A 19,553-nucleotide genomic window follows, 5' to 3' on the forward strand; every position below is an offset into this window, starting at 1 on the left:
ACCTTGATTGAGCAGGGCTTTGTACGCCGGACAAGCGTGGAGGCCGGCACGTCGGCATGCCGGCCTCCACGCGGCCCTGAGGTGACTTACCAGTCGTTCGACGACCAGCGGGCCGACGACCAACGCGCCGACGACCACCGGGCTGACGACCACCGCGCGGACGACCACCGCGCCGAGGACCAGTCCGCGGACGACCAGCGCGCCGAGGACCAGCGGGCCGAGGACCAGCGAGCCGAGCTCAAGCCGGTGTCGGTGGACCAGTCGTCGCCGGTCCAAGTGGTGCCCAGCCACTGGCCACCGGACCACGAGGTCAGCGTCGACGCCGCGTTCCACCAGGCGGCCGCGTCCCAGGCGTTGCCCTGCACGTCGATCTCACCGGTCAGGTCGTTGCCGTCCGCGTCCACCAGCACCGACCCGCCACGAGCCGCGTCGAGCGAGCCCTGCCCGGTGGACCGAGGGAAGGCCTGCACGGCCGCAGCCCGCATGGTGGCCGCGGTGCCGTCCGTGCCGAGCAGCTTGTTCGCCGCGTCGAACGCCGCACCGAGGCGGATGGTGCCCTCGCCGGCCGCGTTCACCGACGCGTCCTTCACCGTCTCGGCGGTCGAGGTGAGCACGTACTTCACCTGGTCCGGCGTCAGGTTCGGGTACGCCTGCAGGAGGTCGGCGACCGCTCCGGACAGCACCGCCGCGGCCTGGCTGGTGCCGCTGCCGCGGAAGAGCCGGCCGCTGACGTCACCGCTGACCAGGCCCTCGGGGTGAGTGACGTCGATGTAGCTTCCGGCACTCCGCAACGAGACGAGTGAGGTACCCGGTACCAGCACGTCCGCGTGCCGGCTCGCACTGCCGACGTTGGAGTATGACGCGGGCTTGGTGTGGTCGTGGGCCCAGCCGTCCAGACGGTCACCGCTGTCGGCCGCGCCCACGGCCAGCAGGTACGGGTCACTGGCCGGAGTAGTAACCCGTCCCACGGCCCCGTCGTTGCCGACGGAGGTGACCACGACGATGCCGTGCTGCCAGGCGTTCTCGGCAGCGGCTGCCAGCGGGTCGTTGCGGTAGTCCTGCGTCGAGTCCGTGCCGTAGGAGAGGTTGATCACCCGGACCCGCGTGCCGTCCGGCAGCACCGGGTGCTGGGTGACCCAGTCCAGCGCGGCGATGACCTGGCTGACGTCGGCGCTGCCGTCGGTGGTCGCGACCTTCATGGCCAGCAGCTTGGCGTCCGGCGCCACGCCGAGCTGGATGTTGGCCGGCGCGCTCGCCAGGTCACTCGACGGGTTGCCGGCGCCGCGTCCGGCGATGATGCCGGCCATGAAGGTGCCGTGCCCGAAGGTGTCCTGGTTGGCCAGGCTGCCGTTGTCCTCGATGGACAGGTCCGGGCCGTAGGTCACCTTGCCCGGCGCGTCCAGGCCGGCGACCTGGCTGATGCCCGAGTCGATGACCGCGACGCCGACCCCCTGACCGGTCACCGGCCGGCCCAGCTTGTCCTTCTTCCCCCACAGTGCCCGGGCCTGGGTCGCCTTGGTGATGGTGAAGAGCGAGCCGGGGTCCTTCTCGGCGGCGTTCTTTCCGTAGCTGTCCTTCGAGACGCTGTCCGCGGTCGGGTCGCCCCACTTGCCGCCCGAGAAATCGAGCGACGCGAGGTGCCAGGAGTGAGCGGCGGGGGCAGTGCCCGATGCGATCGGCGCGGGGCCTCCGGCGGCCAGGCAGAGTGCGGCGACCGTTGCTCCGACGGCGCTCAGCACATCCCATCGGGGGCTGACGGCCGAGCTGTGATGCGGGTTCATCCGTGACTCCCGTGACAAGGGTTGGAAGCTTGCTTAACACAAAGCATATGCAGGTAAAGCCTTTGTTTACAAGCGATTACCAACAAGTTGCTTTGCGTAACCATTCCCCACCGAAATCGGCTCGATTACGGGTCCTTTGACTACGAGGAGTAGCTGTCTGATCACCCCCGGAGCGGGCGCGCAATGTACGACCCCCATGGGCGAGCCCTCCGCTAAGGTCGCGCGAGTCGGCTTCCCGGCCGGCCGGGGAAGGAATCAGATGGACGTCGGAACCCTCACCCTCGCTGAGGCGCTGGCGCAGGCGCGGCAGCGCTACCACGAGGCCAACCCGGCCAGCCACCGGGCGCACGACGAGGCCACCGCCGCCATGCCCGGCGGCAACACCCGCAGCACGCTGTACTTCTCCCCGTTCCCGCTCACCATGACCGGCGGCGCCGGCTGCTGGATGACCGACCTCGACGGGCATCGCTACCTCGACCTGCTCGGCGAGTACACCGCGGGCCTGTACGGCCACAACCACCCGGTGATCCGGCAGGCCGTCGAGGCAGCCCTGGACGGCGGCTGGAACCTCGGCGCCCGCGGCCTGGACGAGACCGCGCTGGCCGAGCTGCTGTGCGCCCGCTTCCCGTCGGTAGAGCTGGTCCGGTTCACCAACTCCGGCACCGAGGCCAACCTGATGGCACTGGCCACCGCGCTTCTGCACACCGACCGCCGCTCGGTGCTGGTGTTCGACGGCGCCTACCACGGCTCGGTGCTGTCCTTCGGCGGTGGCGGCCAGCCGGTCAACGTTCCGCACCGCTGGGTGGTCGGCACCTACAACGACCTGGCCGGCACCGAACGGTGGATCGAGGAGTACGCCGCCGGCCTGGCCGCGATCCTGGTCGAGCCGATGCTGGGCAGCGGCGGCTGCGTGCCGGCCGACCCGGCGTTCCTGCGCATGCTCCGCCGCGGCGCGGACGACAGCGGCGCCGTGCTGATCTTCGACGAGGTGATGACCTCGCGCATGTCGGTGGGTGGCATGCAGCACCGGCTGGGCATCACCCCGGACCTCACCACGCTCGGCAAGTACCTCGGCGGCGGCATGACCTTCGGCGCGTTCGGTGGCCGTCGGGAGCTGATGTCGGTCTACGACCCGAGCAGCCCGGGCGCCGTGCAGCACCCTGGAACCTTCAACAACAACGTGTTCAGCATGACGGCCGGGTACGCCGGGCTGAGCCGGCTGTTTCCCGCCGAGGCCAGCGAGGCCCTGTTCCGGCGCGGCGAGCGGCTGCGCCACGAGCTCAACGCCTTGAGCGCCAGAGCCGGCACCCGGCTGCAGTGGACCGGGATGGGCAGCCTGCTCACCGCGCACTTCCAGGCCGAACCGATCTCGGCCGCCCGGGACATCCGGCCGGCCGACGAGCTGCGCGAGCTGTTCCACCTCGACATGCTCGACCGCGGCTGCTACCTCGCCCGGCGCGGCATGGTCGCGCTCAGCCTGGAGATCGGCGACGCCGAGTACCGGATGTTCCGCGCGGCCGTCGAGGACTTCCTCACCGAGCGGCGCGCGCTGCTCGCCACCTGAGGCGGGCGCGGCCGGCCTATCCGGTTTGCCCGGCGACGGCGGACGCCGGGCGCCGCGGCGGGCCGGCGGCGGACCACCAGGCGGCGCGCACGCCGGGTCAGCAGTTCTTCCGGTTGACACTGAGAAATCGATCCCGGCCGACCGAGGAGTGCTGGGAGAACCAGGACGCGTCGACCCGCAGCGAGCCCTCCCTCAGGTTGGCGGCCTTGAACGTCACCCCGCCGTCCGGCCGGCGCCGGTCGACATCGACGTCCAGCGACGTGGCCGGCAGCGGCGAGCTCAGCGGCACCACCGTCCGGTACCCGGCCGGCGCCTGGCCGATCAGGATCTCCTCCACCGACTCCACGTCACCGGCGGCGGATGTCCGTTCGATCTGCCACAACACCACGTCGTTCATGTCGTGGATGTTGTGCTTCTTGAGGCTCACCGCGGTGACCGGATGACCGGGACAGGAGTAGACCAGCACCGCCGGCCGCCCACCGAGAAGCTCCACGCCGATCCGCTGCGACCCGAAGACCCGATCGGTGCCCAGGAAGCAGCCGGCGCAGCACAGCGCCGTGGCCAGCACCGCCGCCCCGACGACCGGACGGCGATGGCGGGCACGGCTGAGCCGGACTGGCACCACGACGTGCACCCCCGTCCGTCAGACCTGCCGATATCTCAGCGGGTGGTGCATTATCGCCCCGGGCAGCTCGCCGCCACCCGTTTCGACCCCGTTCAGGCCCAACCGTGACGAGGTGACCGGGGGGCCGGAGAAACCCGACGCGATCATTAATCCCCACCCCGCGTCGCAACTGCCGACGCATTGTGGATCAAGGCGCTCACGGGCGTTCTTCTTCTCCCTGTACGCCTCACCCGCAGCCGGGTATGTTCATGTGCACTTGATGTGACCCTGGTGTCATTTCTCCAGCGTCGAACCCACCTCAACCATTCGAGACCTTCGAAGCTTTGGCTTCAGGCAAAGGAGAAGATGTGGTTCTCAACCGTCCATCCGTCCGCAGGAGCGCACTCGCGCTGCTGTCCGGCGGCGCGCTCCTCATGGCCGGCCTGGCGACCGGGCCGGCAGGTGCGGCACCCGCACAGTCGGGATGCGACAGCCGCACCAACAACACCTACGACAAGATCCTGGAATGCGTCCGGCTCGACGGCGTGCGCGAGCACCAGGCGGCGCTGCAGGCCATCGCCGACGCCCACGGCGGTACCCGGGCCGAGGGCACGCCCGGGTACGCGGCAAGCCTGGACTACGTCCTCGGTGTGCTGAACGCGGCCGGCTGGAACGCCTCGAAGGTGCCGTTCTCCTACCAGGCCACCGAGACCCTGCTGCGCCAGCTCACCCCGGTGCAGGCGACCTACGAGACCGGCGGCTTCACCGGAACCGGCGAGGGCGACGTCACCGGCAACGTCATCCCGGTGGACGTGAACCTCACCGGCGACCGGCTCAACACCAGTGCCTGCGAGGCGGCCGACTTCGCCGGCCTGGACTTCTCCGGGACGAACGACATCGCGCTGATCCAGCGCGGCGGCTGCAACTTCTCGGTCAAGGCGCTCAATGCCGAGGCTGCCGGCGCGGAGGCCGTGATCGTCTTCAACCAGGGTGACACGGTGGGTGCCGGCGACCGCCTCGGCCTGGTGCTGGGCACCCTCGGCGGCACCAACGTGGTCGGCATCCCGGTGGTCGGCGCCAGCTTCGCGCAGGGCCAGGCACTGGCCGCGGCGGGCTCCACGGCCCAGGTGGTGGTCGACTTCGTGACCCGCAACTCCTTCAACGTCATCGCCGAGCTGCCCGGCCGCAACAACGACAACGTCGTGATGGCCGGCGCCCACCTGGACTCGGTTCCAGCCGGGCCGGGCATCAACGACAACGGCAGTGGCTCGGCGGCGCTGCTCGAGGTGGCCCAGGCGATGTCCAAGCTCCGCCCCGAGAACACCGTGCGGTTCGCCTGGTGGGGCAACGAGGAAGGCGGCCTGATCGGCTCGACGCAGTGGGTCGCCAGCCAGTCGCAGGCCGAGCTGGACCGGATCGCGCTGTACCTCAACTTCGACATGATCGGCTCGCCGAACTACATCTTCATGGTCTACGACGCCAACGAGTCGAGCTTCCCGGCGCCGGCCGGCATCCCGATCCCGACCGGGTCGGCAGCTATCGAGCGGCTGTTCGAGTCGTTCTACACGCTGCGCGGCGAGCCCTACGACGACACCCTGTTCAGCGGCCGCAGCGACTACCTGGCCTTCATCAGCAACGGGATTCCGTCCAGCGGGCTGTTCACCGGTGCCGAGGTACACAAGACCGCCGAGCAGGCGGCCATCTGGGGCGGCGTGGCCGACGCCCAGTTCGACCCGTGCTACCACTCGCCGTGTGACACCTACGCCAACAACAACGACCACGCTCTCGAGGTCAACACCGACGCGGTGGCGTTCGCGGTCTTCACCTTCGCGCACTCCACCCAGACGGTGAACGGCGTTGCGGGTGTCAAGGTGCCCGGCAACTTCACCATCCCGGAGCCGGCCGGGCCGGAGCACACCTTCGGCGGTCCGCTCGGCGGCAGCGAGCAGGGCGCCCCGCTCGCCTGAGTCTCGCCGTCCGCGGCGGCGCCCCTCGTCACAACGGTGGCGAGGGGCGTTGTCGCGTCTGCCCTGCCGCGCATCGGATCGGATCGCCATACGCTGGTCAATCCAGGTATCGGCCGAGCCATCGACACGACCGCGAGACTGATGGGTCAGCGGGCGGCCCGCTTCGGTGACCTGCGCATCACCTCGCCGGGCAGAGCATCCCACCGGCCTTGCGGTACATCACCGCGTGCCCGCTCTCCTCGCCGATGTTTTCGCTCGACTCGCTCCGCGCGCCCTGGTCGGCGGGCCGCTGCAAGGACGAGGCCCCGGCGGAGCCGGAACTCGGGCTGGTCGGCTTGACCGGGATGGGGCCTGCGGCCAGGATGGCTGATCAACGCCGACCCGAGGGGTGCCATGCACGCAGCGCAGCTGGGCATCGGGCCGGTCTGCGATGCCGACAGCCACCTGATGCCGACCCGGCAATGGCTGGCCGGCTACGTCGACCCGGCGCACCACTCAGCGGTTGAGGCGGTGATCCCGGACTGGGTTCCCGCGCTGGCGCCCTACGTCGCCGGCGCGCACCGGCAGTTCGCCGAGGCCGGCAGCCGGGCGGCGATCATGCGCAACGCGCTGGCCGGGCCGAAGTCGGGCCTGGCGCCCGGAGCGCTGGATGCCGGCGAGCGCAGCGAGGTGCTCGACGAGCTGGGCATCGCCGCCCAGCTGGTGCTCTCGACGTTCGTGATGCCGCGGTTGCTGGCCGGTGGCCTGGACTCCGACCAGTCCCGAGCGATCGTCACCGGGCACAACCGGGCGATGGCTGGCTTCGCCGCCGCCGACGACCGGTTGCTGCCGGTCGGCGCGCTGACCTTCAGCACCGCCACCGACATGCTGGCCGAGCTAGAGCGTTGCCTGGCGGACGGCATCGCCGCGGTGCACCTGCCCAGCGACGTCTACACCGGCCGCTCCCCCAGCCATCCGGACTTCGACCCGGTCTGGGCCGCGCTCGCGGCGGCCGGCGTGCCGGTCATCGTGCACATCGGCGGCGGGTCGCTGCTGCCGGCCGGCTTCCACCGCGACGGGCGGCGGGACGGACCGCCCGGCGAGGATGGCGGGTCGCTGCCGGTGAAGGACTTCGCGGTCAGCCACCAGACCGCCGAGCGGTTCCTGGCCTGCCTGATCCTGGACGGCGTCTTCGAACGGCACCCGCGGTTGCGGTGCGGGGTGCTGGAGCAGGGCGCCGGCTGGGTGCCGGCGTTCCTGCGCAAGCTCGACCAGGCCGCCTACCTGTTCCGCCGCGATCCGGTGGTGCAGACACTGCAGCTGACGCCGACCGAGTACGTGCGCCGGGCGGTCCGCTTCACCCCGTTCTACTTCGAGGACGTCGGGCAGCTGACGCGCGAGTGCGGCCCGGAGCTGTTGATGTTCTCCACCGACTACCCGCACTTCGAGGGCGGCGCCGATCCGGTCGGGCGGTTTGCCGCCTCCTTCGAAGCGGCGGGCACCCCGGCCGGCGACCGGCGGCGCTTCTTCTGCGACAACTTCCGCGACCTGGTCCGCACACCGGTCCCGGCCGCCGGTCCGGCCGAGGTCCGGTCATGAGCCAGGCACCCTCGCTGGGCGGCCTGGACGTGACCCGCGACCTGCGGTCCCAGCTGGCGGCGGACGGTTTCGCGGTCGCAGACCGGATCGTCCCGGCGGCGACCGCCGCGCTGCTGCGCACCCGGCTCGACGAGGTGCTGGATCGCCGGTACGAGACCGGGGTGTTCCCGGACGAGGCGTACTACCGGCCGGGCACCACCGATCCCCGGGCGCCGCGCCACGTGGTCAACGCCTGGAAGTGCGACCGGCTGGTCGCGGCGGTGTCGTTGTCGGCAGCGCTCGGCGAGCTCGCCGCGGCGGTGTTCGGCTGGGACGGCGTCCGGCTCGCGGTGGACACCGTGTGGTTCAAGCCGGCGGGCTCGCAGGCGGTGGAGTACCACCGCGAGTTCGAGTATTTCACCTCCCTCGATCACCCGGACGTGGCAAGCTGCTGGATCGCGCTGGACGACATGCAGCCCGGCAACGGCAGCCTGGAGTTCGCGGCCGGCTCGCACCGCTGGCCCGAGCTGGATCACGGCGAGCAGTCGACGCTGTTCTCCCGGCACCGCGGCCGGGACGGCGTGCAGGCTATCGCGCGGCAGCACGGCAACCCGCTGCGGATCGAGACGGTCGAGGTGCCGGCCGGTGGCGGCGCGTTCTTCGACGGCCGGATCTGGCACGGGTCGCAACCCAACTCCTCGCCCGCGCCGCGCCGGGCCTACGGCATCCACTGGGTGCGCGCCGGCGCCCGGCTGCGCACCGACCGCAGCGCCGGCTACCTGTTCGGGCGCTACAAGCTGGCCGGCAGCACCGAGCTGCACGAGTCGTTCTTCCCGCTTGTCTGGTCGGCCGACGGCCGGCGCAGCGCCTGGATCGAGGAATTCCTTGCCGGCGGCCCGCTCGGTGGCTGAGGCGCCCGGCAGCCCGCTGCGACTGCACCGGCCACCGGCCGAGGAGGCGGCCGCCATCGAAGCGGCGCTGCGGCAGGTGCCGTGCCCGTTCGTGGGGCCGTTGCGGTTCGCGATCCGGCAAGCCGACCGGTCCGCGACCACCGGAGAGGATCCACGGCAACTGGTGGCCGGCCCGGTCGGTGCGGACCTCGCCCTCGCGGTGGAGCTTCCGCAGCTGACCGGCGCCAGACCCGTCGAGCTGCGGAACGCGCTGACCGAACTGGTGGCGGCATTCGGCACCGGCATGCCGCCCGGCGGCCCGTTCCTCGACCGGGCCGGCTGGTGGGTTCCCGCCGGCGGCACCGAGTGGTTCGCCACGGTGCACGCCGACAGCTACCCCGACCGGCATTCCCGGCACTGGCCCCGTCCCGGGGCGATCGTCGTCCTGGTGCCGAGACTCGCCTTCGACTCCGGCTTTCCGTCCGGCGTGCCGGACGCCACCCGCCAGGCGATCCGATCGGCCTTCGTGCGCAAGGGGGTGCGCTATCCGGTCGGGGGCGGCGCGATCGCGAACGGCTGACCCCCGGATGCGCGAATGCGCTTGATCGGTCATGATCATCTCACTAGATTCTGTGACCTACCCCATAGTGGGTTCTGACACCTCCCCGAGCGAAGGGCGAGCACATGGCAAAGGCAAACGAAGACGACAAGTCGCTGGTCGAGCTGAGCATCAACTTCCGTGCCAACCTGTTCCGCAAGGGTGACCTGCCGGAGAAGCTCGCCACCGAGCGAGGCCGCTTCGAAGAGGGCATCTGGGGCATGCAGGAACTGAGCGTCGGCGACGACGACTTCGTGGTCGCGTTCGGCCGCACCTGGGAAGGTGTCAACGACGACCGCTTCATCGGCGTGCTGGACACCCAGCCGGAACGCGCCGAGAGGGAGCACCTTGAAGGCTGAGCCACCGAGTCCGGGGGCGGCGGCCACCGCCAACCGCGAGCTGGAGATGCCCATCGACCTGCGGGCGATGTTCTCCGTCCGGTTGCTACCCCGGGCCGACGTCCCCGCCGAGCTTGCCGACCCGAAGGCGCGCTTCGACGCCGGGATCTGGCGGCTGGAGGACGTCGACATCGACGGCAAGCCCTACTCCCTCGTCTTCCGCAGCCAGCACAGCTGGCCGGCGGGCTGACCCGCGGCCGGCCGCGGTGCCGCAGTGTGCCGCGTTCGGCGCGCAGGTCCGGTTCGTCACCGACCTCGGTTTCGGCTATCTCGACGACGGAGTCCGCACCCACCGGCTGGAGATCGACATGCTGAACCAGCTGCTGGCCACCTGCCTGACCGAGCGCGCCGCTGAGGTGCTGGCCCGTTACCCGACCCTGTTCGTACCGGTGGACAGCCCCGACGCCGCCCGCGAAAGCTTCCGTCGAGCCCGCGTTGGCTGAGCCAGCCGTGCCCGGTACCGGGCTGCCCGATCCCGGATCCGCCGACCCGGTAGGCCGGCACGCCACCCCGCTGCGAGTGGCCCTGGTGGCCAGCCCGCTCGGCGGGCCGCCGTCGCAGGTGCATCCGATCGGGGCCATGACGGTGGCCAGTTACCTGCAGACCCAGCTCGGCGAGCAGGTCGAGGCCAGCGTGCTCAACTTCGGCTCCAGCCCGGCCAGCCGGGCCCGGGCCCGGGCGTGCCTGGCCGAGTTGGCGCCGGCCGTGGTCGGCTTCCCGATCTACAGCAGCCACGTGCACGAGGTGGTCGGCTGGGCCCGCGAGCTGCGCCGGCTGCTGCCCGGGGCGGTCTTCGTGGCCGGCGGCCCGCACGTCACCTTGAGCTGGCCCGGCTTCGTCCAGCGCTGGGGGTCGGTGTTCGACTTCTCGGTATCCGGCGACGGCGAGACACCGATGCTCGCAATCGTGCGGGGCGTGCTGGCCGGCGACCTCACCGCGGCGCGCGAGCATCCGGGAGTCGGGTGGCTTTCCGGCGGCGGCGTCCGGACCAACCCGGCCGCCCCGCCGCTGCCGGTGCAGGACTGGACCGACCCGTTCCGGTGCCCGGTGCTGCACGACGGGCAGCCGCTGGTGTTCACCGACCGCAGGGAGGGCCGGGTACGTCGGGCGGTGGCGCTGGTGAGCAGCCGCAGTTGCCCGCAGAAGTGCAGTTTCTGCGCGATCATCGCGATGCCCGGCGGCTGGCGGGCGGCTCCCACCGCCACCCTGGTGGAATGGTTGGCCGCCGAGCACCGGCGCAGCGGGTTCGAGCACGTGTACTTCATGGACGCCAACTTCTTCGTCTCGGCCGATCGGGTGCGTGAGCTGATCGGCGCGCTGGCCGACCGGCTGCCCGGCGTCACCTGGAGCACCTCCTCGACCGTGGGCTTCCTGCTCGCCATGGGCGAGGACCTGCCGTGGCTGGTGGAACGCGGCCTGCGGGCGATCGAGATGGGCATCGAGTCGGGCTCGCCCGAGCAGTTGCGGTTCCTGAACAAACGGGTGTCCGTCCAGCGCAACCGGCAGGCGGTCGAGCTGGTCCAGCGCAACCGGCTGGAACTCGGCTTGGACTACATCATGTTCTACCCGGACCAGACGGTGCCGCAGCTGATGGAGAACCTGGCCTTCCTGGCCGACGCCCGATTGCTGGACGAGGAGTACTTCGACCACTACACCAACGCGTTGGAGCTCTACCCCGGCACGCCGGTGCGGGCGGAGTTCGAGCGCCGGGCCGGCCGGCCATTCGACCCGGACGAGCTGCCCGATCCAGGCAGCCTGTTCGCCGATCCGCAGATCCAGCGGATCTACCAGGCGTTCGTGGGGGATTTCGTGGCGAACCACCTGCCGGCCATCCGCAGCCGGATCAACGAGCTGCGCCGGTTCGCGGCCGGCCCGGACACCGGCCCGCTCGACCGGCAGCTGGCCCGGCTGCAGATCTTCCTGCTCCGGCACGTGCCCTTCAAGGTGCTCCGGCAATTGTGCGAGGACTCCTCAGCGACCACGGCCGCGCAGGCACTGCCGTGGCTGGCCGAGCGGAGCTTCGCCGCGGACGCGGTGCTGGCGCTTGCCGATTCCACGCCGCTGCGGCTCGACCCGTTGCCCGAGCCGGTGGCCTGAGATGACCTCGGCAGCGGCGGGAGGTCTCGGCCTTGGGGTCGGGCTGACTCTGGACAACGTGGCCGGGGTGTGCCGGGGGCGGCTGGCCGGCGACGAGGTGCTGGCCCGGGTCGGCTACGTCAACCTCGGCATCCGCCATGACGACATCGTGCCGGAGGAGCTGCCCGGCCTGCTGGCCGAGTGCGGCTGGCCGGTGGTGGTGCACGCCATCGACATCAATCTGTCCACCGACCTCGACCCGGAGCAGCTGGCCGGGCTCAAGCGGCTCGGCGACGCCCTGGACGCCCGCTGGTACGAGGAGGATCTCGGCGTCTGGGTGTGGCAGCGGATGTCGCTGGGCCTGCACCACCTGCCGCCGCTGCTGACCGCCGAGAGCGCCGAGCGGTCGGCCGCCAACGTGGTCCGGTGCCGCGAACTGCTCGGCCGGCCGTTCCACGTGGAGAACCCTCCGGTGCACTACGCCGAGGGTGAGCTGGACATGTGGCAGTACCTGGCGGCGGTGGCCGAGGCGGCCGACTGCGGCATCATCCTGGACAGCGGGCACCTGATCGGCTACCACCTCAATACCGACACCCCGATCGAGCTGCGGGCCGGCTGGCCGGGCTGGCCGCGGGTGCGCGAGCTGCACATCTCCGGCTTCCAGCTGGTAGACCTGGGCGACCGGCCGACCTGGATCGACCAGCACCCGGCGGCACTGCCGGCCGGCCAGCTGGACTGGGTGGAGCAGGCGCTGCGGTACGCCCCGCCCGGGGTCGCGGCCTGCCTGGAACAGGACGGCGCGTCCGAGGCGGTGGTGGCCGCCAGCGTGACCCGGGTGGCCGAGCTGCTCGCCGTCGCCGAGCCGGCGCCGGTGACGGCATGAGCGAGGATCGCAGCGAGCGCCGGCGGACCGGAGCGAATCGAAGCGATGAGCGCTCGCGCGAAGAGCAGGCAAAAGCGTGACCGACACCCTGGTCGAGCGCTACCGGCAGCTCTTCACCGCCTTCTACGACGTCGACGCCGAGCCACCGGTGCCGCCGGCGAACCGGGCCCGGTTCCTGGCCGAACGCAGCCGCCGGATCCTCGACATCGCCCGGCTGCTGCACACCGGCTGGCCGCGCACCACGGCGCTGGCCCAGGCGCATGCCGGCGACCAGCTGGTGCATGCCGTTGCGTGCGGGATACCGCTACTGGCCGAGCATGCGGGCTCCATCAGCGACGCGATCGAGACGGGCCTGACCGGCTGGCTCGCCGGCCGGGAACTGCCCTTGCTGCAATGGGTGTTCGCTTTCGAGCAGCTAAGCCGGGGCCGGGACGGCATCGCCCGCCCAGCCAGCGCCGAGGAACGCGCGCTGCTGCCAGTGCCGCCGGCTGCACCGGCCTGGGTGCTGGCCGCGCCGTTCGACCTGCCCCGCGCCATCCGCGCGGTGGACTTCCTGCTGGCCCGGTCGGCCACCTCAGCCCTGCTGCGCGAGGTGGTGCCGCTGGGCGGTCCGGGAACGGTGACCGCCTACCGGGACGGTTCCGGCCGGATCCGGGTACTGGCCGGCTGATCCCCGCGCTACCCGGCCCGCAGTAGCGCGGGCAGCTCGGTGTAGCGGCGCAGGAAATGGTGCTGGTAGTAGCGCGGCGGCCCGGCTGGGACCAGCCGGACGGCGGCGCCGGCCACCGCGCGCACCAGTTCGCTGAGCTGCATCCGGGCGAGCCCGGCGCCCAGGCAGTGGTGGCTGCCGGCACCGAAGCCGAGGTGCCGGACGGCGGGCCGGTCCGGGTCGAAGGCGTCCGGGTCGGGGAAGGCGCCCCCGTCGGCGTTGGCCGCCGGGAAGCACAGCCACAGCCGCTGGCCAGCCGGCACCGGCAGGCCTGCCAGCTCCGCGTCGACGGCTGCGGTCCGCACGAAGCCGGTGATCGGGGTGGCGGTCCGCAGGATCTCCTCCGTGATCCGGGCGAGCAGGCCGTCCGCCTCGTCCGGGGCCGCCGTGGCCAGCCGGGTCAGCAGCTCCGGCCGGTCCATCAGGCAGCGCAGGCCACTGGCCGCCGCGGCACCGGTGGTCTCGTGGCCGGCGGTGAGCAGTGTCAGCAGCAGCATCACCTGCTGGGCCCGGCCGACGGTGCGCTCGGCGGCCAGCAGCGCGGACAGCGGCGCCCGACCCGGTGCGCCTGCCAGCTGCTGCAGCAACCGGTCCAGGTAGCCGAGCTTGGCCCGGCCGTCCCGGCTGAACGGCTCGGTGGTGAGCCGGTTGATCCAGCCCGTCTCGGCGGCCGGCAGGCCCAGCGCGAGCATCAGGCCCCGCAGCGCGTACGGCATGGCGAGCTCGGCGACCAGGTCCACCGGGCGGCCGGCGCGCACCGCACGGGCCACTGCGTAGCGGGCGAGCTCGGCGACCGGTCCACGCAGCCCGCGGACCGCGGCCGGCGAGAACGGCTCGGCGACCAACGCCCGCAACATCCGGTGCTCGGCCCCGTCCACGTCGATAAGGGACCGCGGCGCCCCGGCCGGCAGCGGGCCGGCCGGCTCCTGCAGCATGCTGCGCGGTCCATGGCTGAACCGCCGGTCATCGCGGGCGACCTGGTCCACCAGCGAGTGGCTGAGCACCGCGGCGAAGGACCCGAACTGCCGGTGCTCGATCGCGGCCAGCGGGGCCCGGGCGCGCCAGTCGGCACACCGGGCCAGGTAGTCCGCCGGCCCCGGATGCACGCCGGAGGCCACCAGCTGGCCGGCGTCCGGGCAGCCGTCCGTCGGCCGGCTCATCCGGCGAGCCGGCGCCGCATGTGCACCCGGCTGGACCAGTCCAGCCCGTCGGCGGCCTGCTGCTCCGTCACCACCCGCATGCCCTCGGTCCAGTCCGGTTCCGGCACCACGGCGAAGCCGTGCTTCTCGTACCACGGCCGGTTCCAGGCCACGTCGGACTGGGTGTTGAGCACCACCGCCGGCTCGCCCGCCTCGGCTGCCCGGTCCAGCACGTACCGCAGCAGCGCCGTACCGATCCCCCGCCGGCCGTGTGCCGGGCTGACGCAGATCTGCCCGATCGACAGCTCGCCGCCTACCCGGCCCCAGTACACCCACCCCACCGGCCGGCCCGCCACCGTCGCGACCGCCAGTCGGCCCTGCTCGACGGCCTTGCGGGCCACCGGCTCCGGAATGCTCGAGCCATCGGCGAGTTCCGGGTGGCCCGCGTCGGCGTACTGCGCGTCGGCTGCCACCTCGATGCCGGCCAGCAGCGGCAGGTCGGCTTCGACCCCGGCGCGGACGGCAGCGCCGCTCGGGTGCACGGCAGGCTCGGACACCGGCTCATTCTGCACGCCGCTCAGGCCAGCGGCGTAGCCGTGCCGGCCTCAGGGCCGCAGGGCGAGCAGGCCAGACACCGCCTTGACGCTGGCCAGGGTCGCGGTGCCGGTCGCGCCCTGGGCGCCGGCAGCGACCGGGCCGGAGTAGTACAGCGCGGCACTGAGGCTGCCCGCGACCGCGTCGGCCAGCTCGGTGCCCGCCGAGGTCCAGGTGGCGGCGTTGTCGGTGGTGAACCCGGCCACCAGCACGTCATTGGCGGTAGTGGTCGTCACCGAGGGAGTCGAGTGCGAGGTCACCGCGGTGGTCGAGGCCTCGGCCTGGCCACCCTTGGCATCGACGGGAGTAGCCACGTTCACCCCGCTGAACGCGGCCGCGGCCGCGACGCCGAGGGTGGGGTTGGCGAAGGTGACCGGAATCGAGGCGGGGTCACCGGCAGCCATCCGCCGGGTCAGGAAGGATCCCTTCAGCCCGGAGGACTCGTTCACCATCAGCTGGCTGGTCCAGCCGGACGAGGCGGGCGTGCCGGCCGTCGAGCCGAGGTTGTTGCCCACCCAGATCACCACGAAGTCCCCGGCGGCGAACGCCGGCATGCCCACCGTCCAGGTCGTCGCCGCGGTGGTCACCTGGGTGAGCCTGGCCGGGCCGGCGGTGATGCCCGGGGTGGTGACGGTCGCGATGCCCGACCGGGGCGACTCGGCCGATGCGGTGACCGCCGTGACCGCGTAGTCGTAGCCGGTGCTGGGGCTCGCGGTCAGGTCGTCCGCCGCGGTGCCGGGAGACGAACCGATCATGCTCAGGGTGCCGGCGTGCGGACCGCGGTAGATGTTGTAGCCGGTGACGCCCGAACTGGTGCTGGCCGTCCAGCTCAGATGCACCGAGGTGGTGCCGGTGGCAGTGGCGGTCAGGCCGGTCGGCGCGGCCACCCCCGACCCCTGGACGGTGACGGTCACGACGTTGGACCGGGCCGACTCCGGGCTGCCGGTGGCGACCGCGGTGACGGCGTAGTCGTAGCTGCCAGCCGGCACGCCGCTGTCGAGGTAGCTGGCGCTACCCGAGGACCCGAGCAGTGCCAGCGGCTGGCCGTGCGGCGCCCGGTAGACGTTGTAGCCGGTCACGCTCGGGTCGGGACTGGCCGTCCAGCTCAACGCCACCGACGAGCCGCTCGGCGTGGCGGCCAGGTTCGCCGGCGGTGCCGGCGGCGTGCCCACCGCAGGCGTCGTCACCGTCAGCGGAGTGCTGGCGGCAGAAGGGTTCCCGGCCGTGTCGAAGGCCCGGACCGTGTAGCTGTAGCTGGTGCTGGCAGCCACCGTGGTGTCCTGGTAGGTCAGCGAGCCGGCCGGCACGATGCCGATCTGGGCACCGTCGCGGTAAAGGTGGTACTCGCTGACCGCGACGTTGTCGGTGCTGGCGTCCCAGGCGAGGTCCACCTCGCCGCTGGCGGTGCTCGTCGAGCGCAGGTTGGCCGGTGCCGAGGGCGGCGTGCTGTCGGGTACCTGCACCTGGGTGCACACGATGGTCAGCATGGGCCGCCTGCTGCTGGTGGTGGCCTCCCGCGAGTAGTAGTTGACCCCGTCGGTGCTGGTGGTGGCCACCCGGAAGTCGGCCTCGCCGTTGAGCGGCGTGCCCTGGGTGACGTCGACCGACACGCTCGAACCCGAGGACACCGACGCGAGTGAGTTCAGCAGCGTGCCCCGGGTCGGCGCGGTGCTCCACGACACGGTGCTCTCGGGAAACGGGCCGCTGGTGTAGAAGTCGCCGCCCTTGACCGAGCCGTTCGCGGCGTTGACGAGCGTCAGCTTCGCGCTGGCCAGGGTGTCGCAGCCGGCCCCGGTCACGTTGAACTTCAGCAGGGCGTCGGAGACCGGGGAGTTGTCGACCACCAACGGCGAGCTGCTGCCGCCGGGCGTGGTCGGGTTGGCCTGCTGGATGGTCGCGTCGCCGGCGGCCGGGAAGGAGTAGGTGTGCGAGACCGGGCCCGGCGGCGTCGAGGCGGTGACCGTTACCGACGGGCTGGAGACGTTGTTCCCGCCGTCATAGGCGCTGACGTAGTAGGAGTACGCCGAACCCGGATTGACCGTCAGGTCGGGATAGCTGTTCTGGCCCGCGCCGGTGGTGGTGGCCAGCAGGGTGAACGCGCTCTCGCCAGGCCCGCGACGGTAGACGCGGTAGCCGCTGACCCCGGTGCCGCTGTCGGTGCTGGCTGTCCAGCCGAGGTCGACCTCGTCGTAGAAGACCGGCTCGGTGACCAGGTTGGTGGGTGCGCTGGGTGGCGTGGTGTCGCTGCTCGCCGGGGTGGTCACCGTCGCCGGGGCCGACATCGCCGAGGCGTTGCCGGCGGCATCGCCTGCCTGGACCTGGTAGGTGTAGGTGGTGGTCGCGATCACCGAGGTGTCGGTGTAGGAGGTCGCGTTGCTGGTGGTGCTGGCCAGCAGGCTCGGGGTGGCACCGTTGGCCCCGCGGTAGATGGTGTAGTTGGTGACGCCCATATTGTCGGTGCTGGCATTCCACGACAGGCTGACCTGGTTGGCCGAGGCGGCGGTGCCGACGACGTTCGCCGGCGTGCTCGGTGGCGTGGGGTCGATCGCCGGCGCGGCGTGGCAGGTGCCCGAGCCCGTGTCGGTGAGGGAGTACCCGGCCGCCGGGACGAACTTCCAGTCATAGCTGGTGGCATGCAGCGTCAACGCCAGGACGCCGAAGGCGCTGGAGTTGGCTATCGCGGAATTGGCGATCGGCGGTCCCAGCGTCTGGAAGTCGTCGCCGCCGGAGCCGACGACGAACTCCCGCAGGCCCCGCGCCGGGTCGGCGACGCCGGCCCCGGTCTGCGGCTCGAAGCGCTCGTAGTCGTGGGCGTGCCCGTTCAGGACGATGTCGGCGCCGGCGTTGTACAGGTCGTTCCAGAACGCCGTGTACGTCGTCGAGGACGGGGTGGTGGTGCTGGAGGAGAACCGCGGCCGGTGCCAGTAGGCGATCGTGCAGACGTTGGAGTTCGCGGCCAGGTCTGCCTTCAACCAGGCTTCCTGGCTGGACCCGGCACCGCACCCGGCGGTGATGCTGCCGCCGCCGAGCACCGTGCACTCGCTGTTCAGCGAGATCAGGTGCCAGCGGAAGCTGTTGTTCGGCCCGACGGCGTCCCAGGAGTAGTAGCCCTTCGCGGGATCGCCGGCGTTCGGTCCGAAGTAGTTGTAGTACCCGGTGGCGCCGCTGGTGCGGTACTCGTGGTTTCCGGCCGCCGGCCGGCTGATGCCCTTGGCGGCTCCCCAGCCGGTCAGGTCGTAGGAGCCGGCGTACTCGGCAGCCGAACCGGTGTCGTACTGGCTGTCGCCCAGCGGCAGCACGTAGCTCGGATTCAGCGAGGCGAGCACGGCACCGGTCTTGCCCTGGCCGCAGTTGGTCGCGGTGACGGTCGCTCCTGGCGGGCAGGCGATGTCGCCGCCGACCACCAGCACCGGATCACCGGTCGCTGCGGTGGCGACGCGGGCCGCCGGGCCGCCGGGCAGCGCGCCGAGCCAACCGGCGAAAAGGGCGGCGAGGACAACCCCCACCATGCTCGTCCACCGACTGGTACGCCTGGATGATCTGCGCATGACGGTCCTACCCCCCGAAGACCGACGCCCCGCTGGCGTGGGGCGTTTCCGACGCTGCTGCGGGGTGGGGAATGCAGGCGCTTCTCGTCTGCTCGCTTCGGACCGGCCCTGCTGGCGGGCATCTCCGGACCGCTGAGTCTCTGCCGGGCAGCTCGCGCCTAGCAACAGATGCTACGAACGTTCCGGCGCTCGCGGAAGACCAGCGGCCGCTGTTTCTCCTATGCTCGACAGACATTCATGGCCGGACGGCACCCATGGGTTCGGCTGGAGCGGAGTGTGCCGGTGTCTGATGCGAGCGGTTGCCGTCTGCGACGCCAAGTCCTGGCAGTCCTGGTGACCCCGGCGCTGGTCGGGACCGCATGCACGCTGCGCACGGATGACCACCGACCGGCGCCGGACCCGGTGATCGCGGCCGCCGGAGACATCGCCTGCGAGCCCGGCGGGCAGGTCAGCGCCGATACCTGCCAGCAGAAGGCGACCTCGGACCTGCTGCTGCGACGGCCACTGGCGGCCGTGCTGACCCTCGGCGACGAGCAGTACGTCGAAGGCCGGCTGAAGAGTTTCCAGACCCAGTACGGGCCGACCTGGGGGCGGGTGCTGTCCATCACCCACCCGGCGCCGGGCAATCACGAGTACAAGTCCGGCGGGGACGGGTTCTTCCAGTACTTCGGGGCGGCTGCCGGGGATCCGCGGCATCCCTACTACAGCTTCGACGTGGGCGGGTGGCATCTGATCGCGCTCAACAGCGAATGTGCCGCGGCGGGCGGCTGCGGCGCGGGATCGGCGCAGGAGCGCTGGCTGCGCGGCGATCTGCAGGCACACCCGGCAGGCTGCACCCTGGCGTTCTGGCACCAGCCGCGGTTCAGCTCCGGCGGTCACGGCGACAACGTCGCCTACCAGCAGTTCTGGCAGGACCTCTATGCCGCGGGCGTCGAGATCGTGCTCAACGGCCATGATCACGACTACGAGCGGTTCGCCCCCCAGACCCCGACCGGGCAGCCGGCCGCCGACGGGATTCGCGAGTTCGTGGTGGGTACCGGTGGCAAGAGCCTGCTGCCGCTGCATGCCCCGAAGCCGAACAGCGAGGTGCGCAGCGCCACCTTCGGGGTCCTGGAGCTGACCCTGCACCCGGACGGCTATGACTGGGAGTTCGTTCCCATTGCCGGGAAGTTCACCGACCGCGGCCACGGCGAGTGCCACTCGCCGGCAGGTGCGCAGAACCGGCGTTGACGGCGAACACCTCGC

At 71.6% G+C, this 19,553-nt stretch carries 17 protein-coding genes; 12 read left to right on the top strand and 5 right to left on the bottom strand.

What is annotated here, in order from left to right:
- Nucleotides 1–86 precede the first annotated feature (86 nt).
- A complete protein-coding gene (locus tag VLJ82_RS10575; RefSeq protein ID WP_408663307.1) occupies nt 87–1,781 on the bottom strand; it encodes a S8 family serine peptidase in 1,695 nt (564 codons plus the stop codon).
- 259 nt (nt 1,782–2,040) lie between these two features.
- Between VLJ82_RS10575 and VLJ82_RS10580 the strand changes: the two genes are divergently transcribed.
- Nucleotides 2,041–3,345 carry an aspartate aminotransferase family protein gene (locus VLJ82_RS10580; RefSeq protein ID WP_408663308.1) on the top strand — a complete coding sequence of 435 codons (1,305 nt, stop codon included), beginning with the start codon at nt 2,041–2,043 and terminating at the stop codon, nt 3,343–3,345.
- A gap of 97 nt (nt 3,346–3,442) precedes the next feature.
- On the opposite strand, the gene VLJ82_RS10585 is transcribed toward VLJ82_RS10580, so the two are convergent.
- Entirely contained in the window at nt 3,443–3,970 is a 528-nt protein-coding gene (locus VLJ82_RS10585) for a hypothetical protein (protein ID WP_408663309.1), read from the bottom strand.
- Nucleotides 3,971–4,317: 347 nt separating this feature from the next.
- On the opposite strand from VLJ82_RS10585, the gene VLJ82_RS10590 reads away from it, so the two are divergent.
- The 10 genes from VLJ82_RS10590 (at nt 4,318) to VLJ82_RS10635 (ending at nt 12,988) form a co-directional block, all read left to right on the top strand.
- The gene (locus VLJ82_RS10590; protein ID WP_408663310.1) at nt 4,318–5,916 is read left to right on the top strand and encodes a M20/M25/M40 family metallo-hydrolase; all 1,599 of its coding nucleotides are present in this window, start codon (nt 4,318–4,320) and stop codon (nt 5,914–5,916) included.
- A 393-nt stretch (nt 5,917–6,309) separates the two neighbouring features.
- Nucleotides 6,310–7,494, top strand: a complete 1,185-nt coding sequence (locus tag VLJ82_RS10595; RefSeq protein ID WP_408663311.1) for an amidohydrolase family protein — start codon at nt 6,310–6,312, stop codon at nt 7,492–7,494.
- Complete coding sequence (locus VLJ82_RS10600; protein WP_408663312.1) at nt 7,491–8,384, top strand: phytanoyl-CoA dioxygenase family protein; 894 nt, start codon at nt 7,491–7,493, stop codon at nt 8,382–8,384. The genes VLJ82_RS10595 and VLJ82_RS10600 overlap by 4 nt, the downstream gene beginning before the upstream one ends.
- The gene (locus VLJ82_RS10605) at nt 8,377–8,943 is read left to right on the top strand and encodes a hypothetical protein (protein WP_408663313.1); all 567 of its coding nucleotides are present in this window, start codon (nt 8,377–8,379) and stop codon (nt 8,941–8,943) included. The genes VLJ82_RS10600 and VLJ82_RS10605 overlap by 8 nt, the downstream gene beginning before the upstream one ends.
- A gap of 104 nt (nt 8,944–9,047) precedes the next feature.
- Nucleotides 9,048–9,320 (top strand): hypothetical protein, encoded by a 273-nt coding sequence (locus VLJ82_RS10610; protein ID WP_408663314.1) that lies wholly within the window; start codon nt 9,048–9,050, stop codon nt 9,318–9,320.
- On the top strand, nt 9,310–9,549 hold the full coding sequence (locus VLJ82_RS10615; protein WP_408663315.1) for a hypothetical protein: 240 nt from the start codon (nt 9,310–9,312) through the stop codon (nt 9,547–9,549). Before VLJ82_RS10610 ends, VLJ82_RS10615 begins: the two co-directional genes overlap by 11 nt.
- Nucleotides 9,550–9,565: 16 nt before the next feature.
- A complete protein-coding gene (locus tag VLJ82_RS10620; RefSeq protein WP_408663316.1) occupies nt 9,566–9,802 on the top strand; it encodes a hypothetical protein in 237 nt (78 codons plus the stop codon).
- Nucleotides 9,795–11,456 carry a B12-binding domain-containing radical SAM protein gene (locus VLJ82_RS10625; protein ID WP_408663317.1) on the top strand — a complete coding sequence of 554 codons (1,662 nt, stop codon included), beginning with the start codon at nt 9,795–9,797 and terminating at the stop codon, nt 11,454–11,456. Before VLJ82_RS10620 ends, VLJ82_RS10625 begins: the two co-directional genes overlap by 8 nt.
- A gap of 1 nt (nt 11,457) precedes the next feature.
- Nucleotides 11,458–12,318 carry a DUF692 family multinuclear iron-containing protein gene (locus VLJ82_RS10630; protein ID WP_408663318.1) on the top strand — a complete coding sequence of 287 codons (861 nt, stop codon included), beginning with the start codon at nt 11,458–11,460 and terminating at the stop codon, nt 12,316–12,318.
- Between the two features lie 76 nt (nt 12,319–12,394).
- A complete protein-coding gene (locus VLJ82_RS10635; RefSeq protein ID WP_408663319.1) occupies nt 12,395–12,988 on the top strand; it encodes a hypothetical protein in 594 nt (197 codons plus the stop codon).
- Between the two features lie 8 nt (nt 12,989–12,996).
- Here VLJ82_RS10635 and VLJ82_RS10640 read toward each other — a convergent pair whose 3' ends face one another.
- From VLJ82_RS10640 to VLJ82_RS10650, 3 genes are read right to left on the bottom strand one after another with little or no spacing between them, the layout of a single operon-like run.
- Entirely contained in the window at nt 12,997–14,187 is a 1,191-nt protein-coding gene (locus tag VLJ82_RS10640; protein ID WP_408663320.1) for a cytochrome P450, read from the bottom strand.
- Nucleotides 14,184–14,723 (bottom strand): GNAT family N-acetyltransferase, encoded by a 540-nt coding sequence (locus VLJ82_RS10645; protein WP_408663321.1) that lies wholly within the window; start codon nt 14,721–14,723, stop codon nt 14,184–14,186. The genes VLJ82_RS10640 and VLJ82_RS10645 overlap by 4 nt, the downstream gene beginning before the upstream one ends.
- Before the next feature lie 48 nt (nt 14,724–14,771).
- Nucleotides 14,772–18,269, bottom strand: a complete 3,498-nt coding sequence (locus VLJ82_RS10650; protein WP_408663322.1) for a fibronectin type III domain-containing protein — start codon at nt 18,267–18,269, stop codon at nt 14,772–14,774.
- Between the two features lie 372 nt (nt 18,270–18,641).
- On the opposite strand from VLJ82_RS10650, the gene VLJ82_RS10655 reads away from it, so the two are divergent.
- The gene (locus tag VLJ82_RS10655; RefSeq protein WP_408663323.1) at nt 18,642–19,538 is read left to right on the top strand and encodes a metallophosphoesterase family protein; all 897 of its coding nucleotides are present in this window, start codon (nt 18,642–18,644) and stop codon (nt 19,536–19,538) included.
- Nucleotides 19,539–19,553: the final 15 nt, after the last annotated feature.

Origin of the sequence: Jatrophihabitans sp., from assembly GCF_035474675.1 — a bacterium.
GTDB lineage: Bacteria > Actinomycetota > Actinomycetes > Mycobacteriales > Jatrophihabitantaceae > Jatrophihabitans_A.

Bases quoted from the DNA above. Each gene is read 5' to 3' on its own strand.
- VLJ82_RS10630 (WP_408663318.1), top strand. From the start codon at position 11,458: ATGACCTCGGCAGCGGCGGGAGGTCTCGGCCTTGGGGTCGGGCTGACT.
- VLJ82_RS10640 (WP_408663320.1), bottom strand. From the start codon at position 14,187: ATGAGCCGGCCGACGGACGGCTGCCCGGACGCCGGCCAGCTGGTGGCC.
- VLJ82_RS10610 (WP_408663314.1), top strand. From the start codon at position 9,048: ATGGCAAAGGCAAACGAAGACGACAAGTCGCTGGTCGAGCTGAGCATC.
- VLJ82_RS10600 (WP_408663312.1), top strand. From the start codon at position 7,491: ATGAGCCAGGCACCCTCGCTGGGCGGCCTGGACGTGACCCGCGACCTG.
- VLJ82_RS10580 (WP_408663308.1), top strand. From the start codon at position 2,041: ATGGACGTCGGAACCCTCACCCTCGCTGAGGCGCTGGCGCAGGCGCGG.
- VLJ82_RS10650 (WP_408663322.1), bottom strand. From the start codon at position 18,269: ATGGTGGGGGTTGTCCTCGCCGCCCTTTTCGCCGGTTGGCTCGGCGCG.
- VLJ82_RS10595 (WP_408663311.1), top strand. From the start codon at position 6,310: ATGCACGCAGCGCAGCTGGGCATCGGGCCGGTCTGCGATGCCGACAGC.
- VLJ82_RS10575 (WP_408663307.1), bottom strand. From the start codon at position 1,781: ATGAACCCGCATCACAGCTCGGCCGTCAGCCCCCGATGGGATGTGCTG.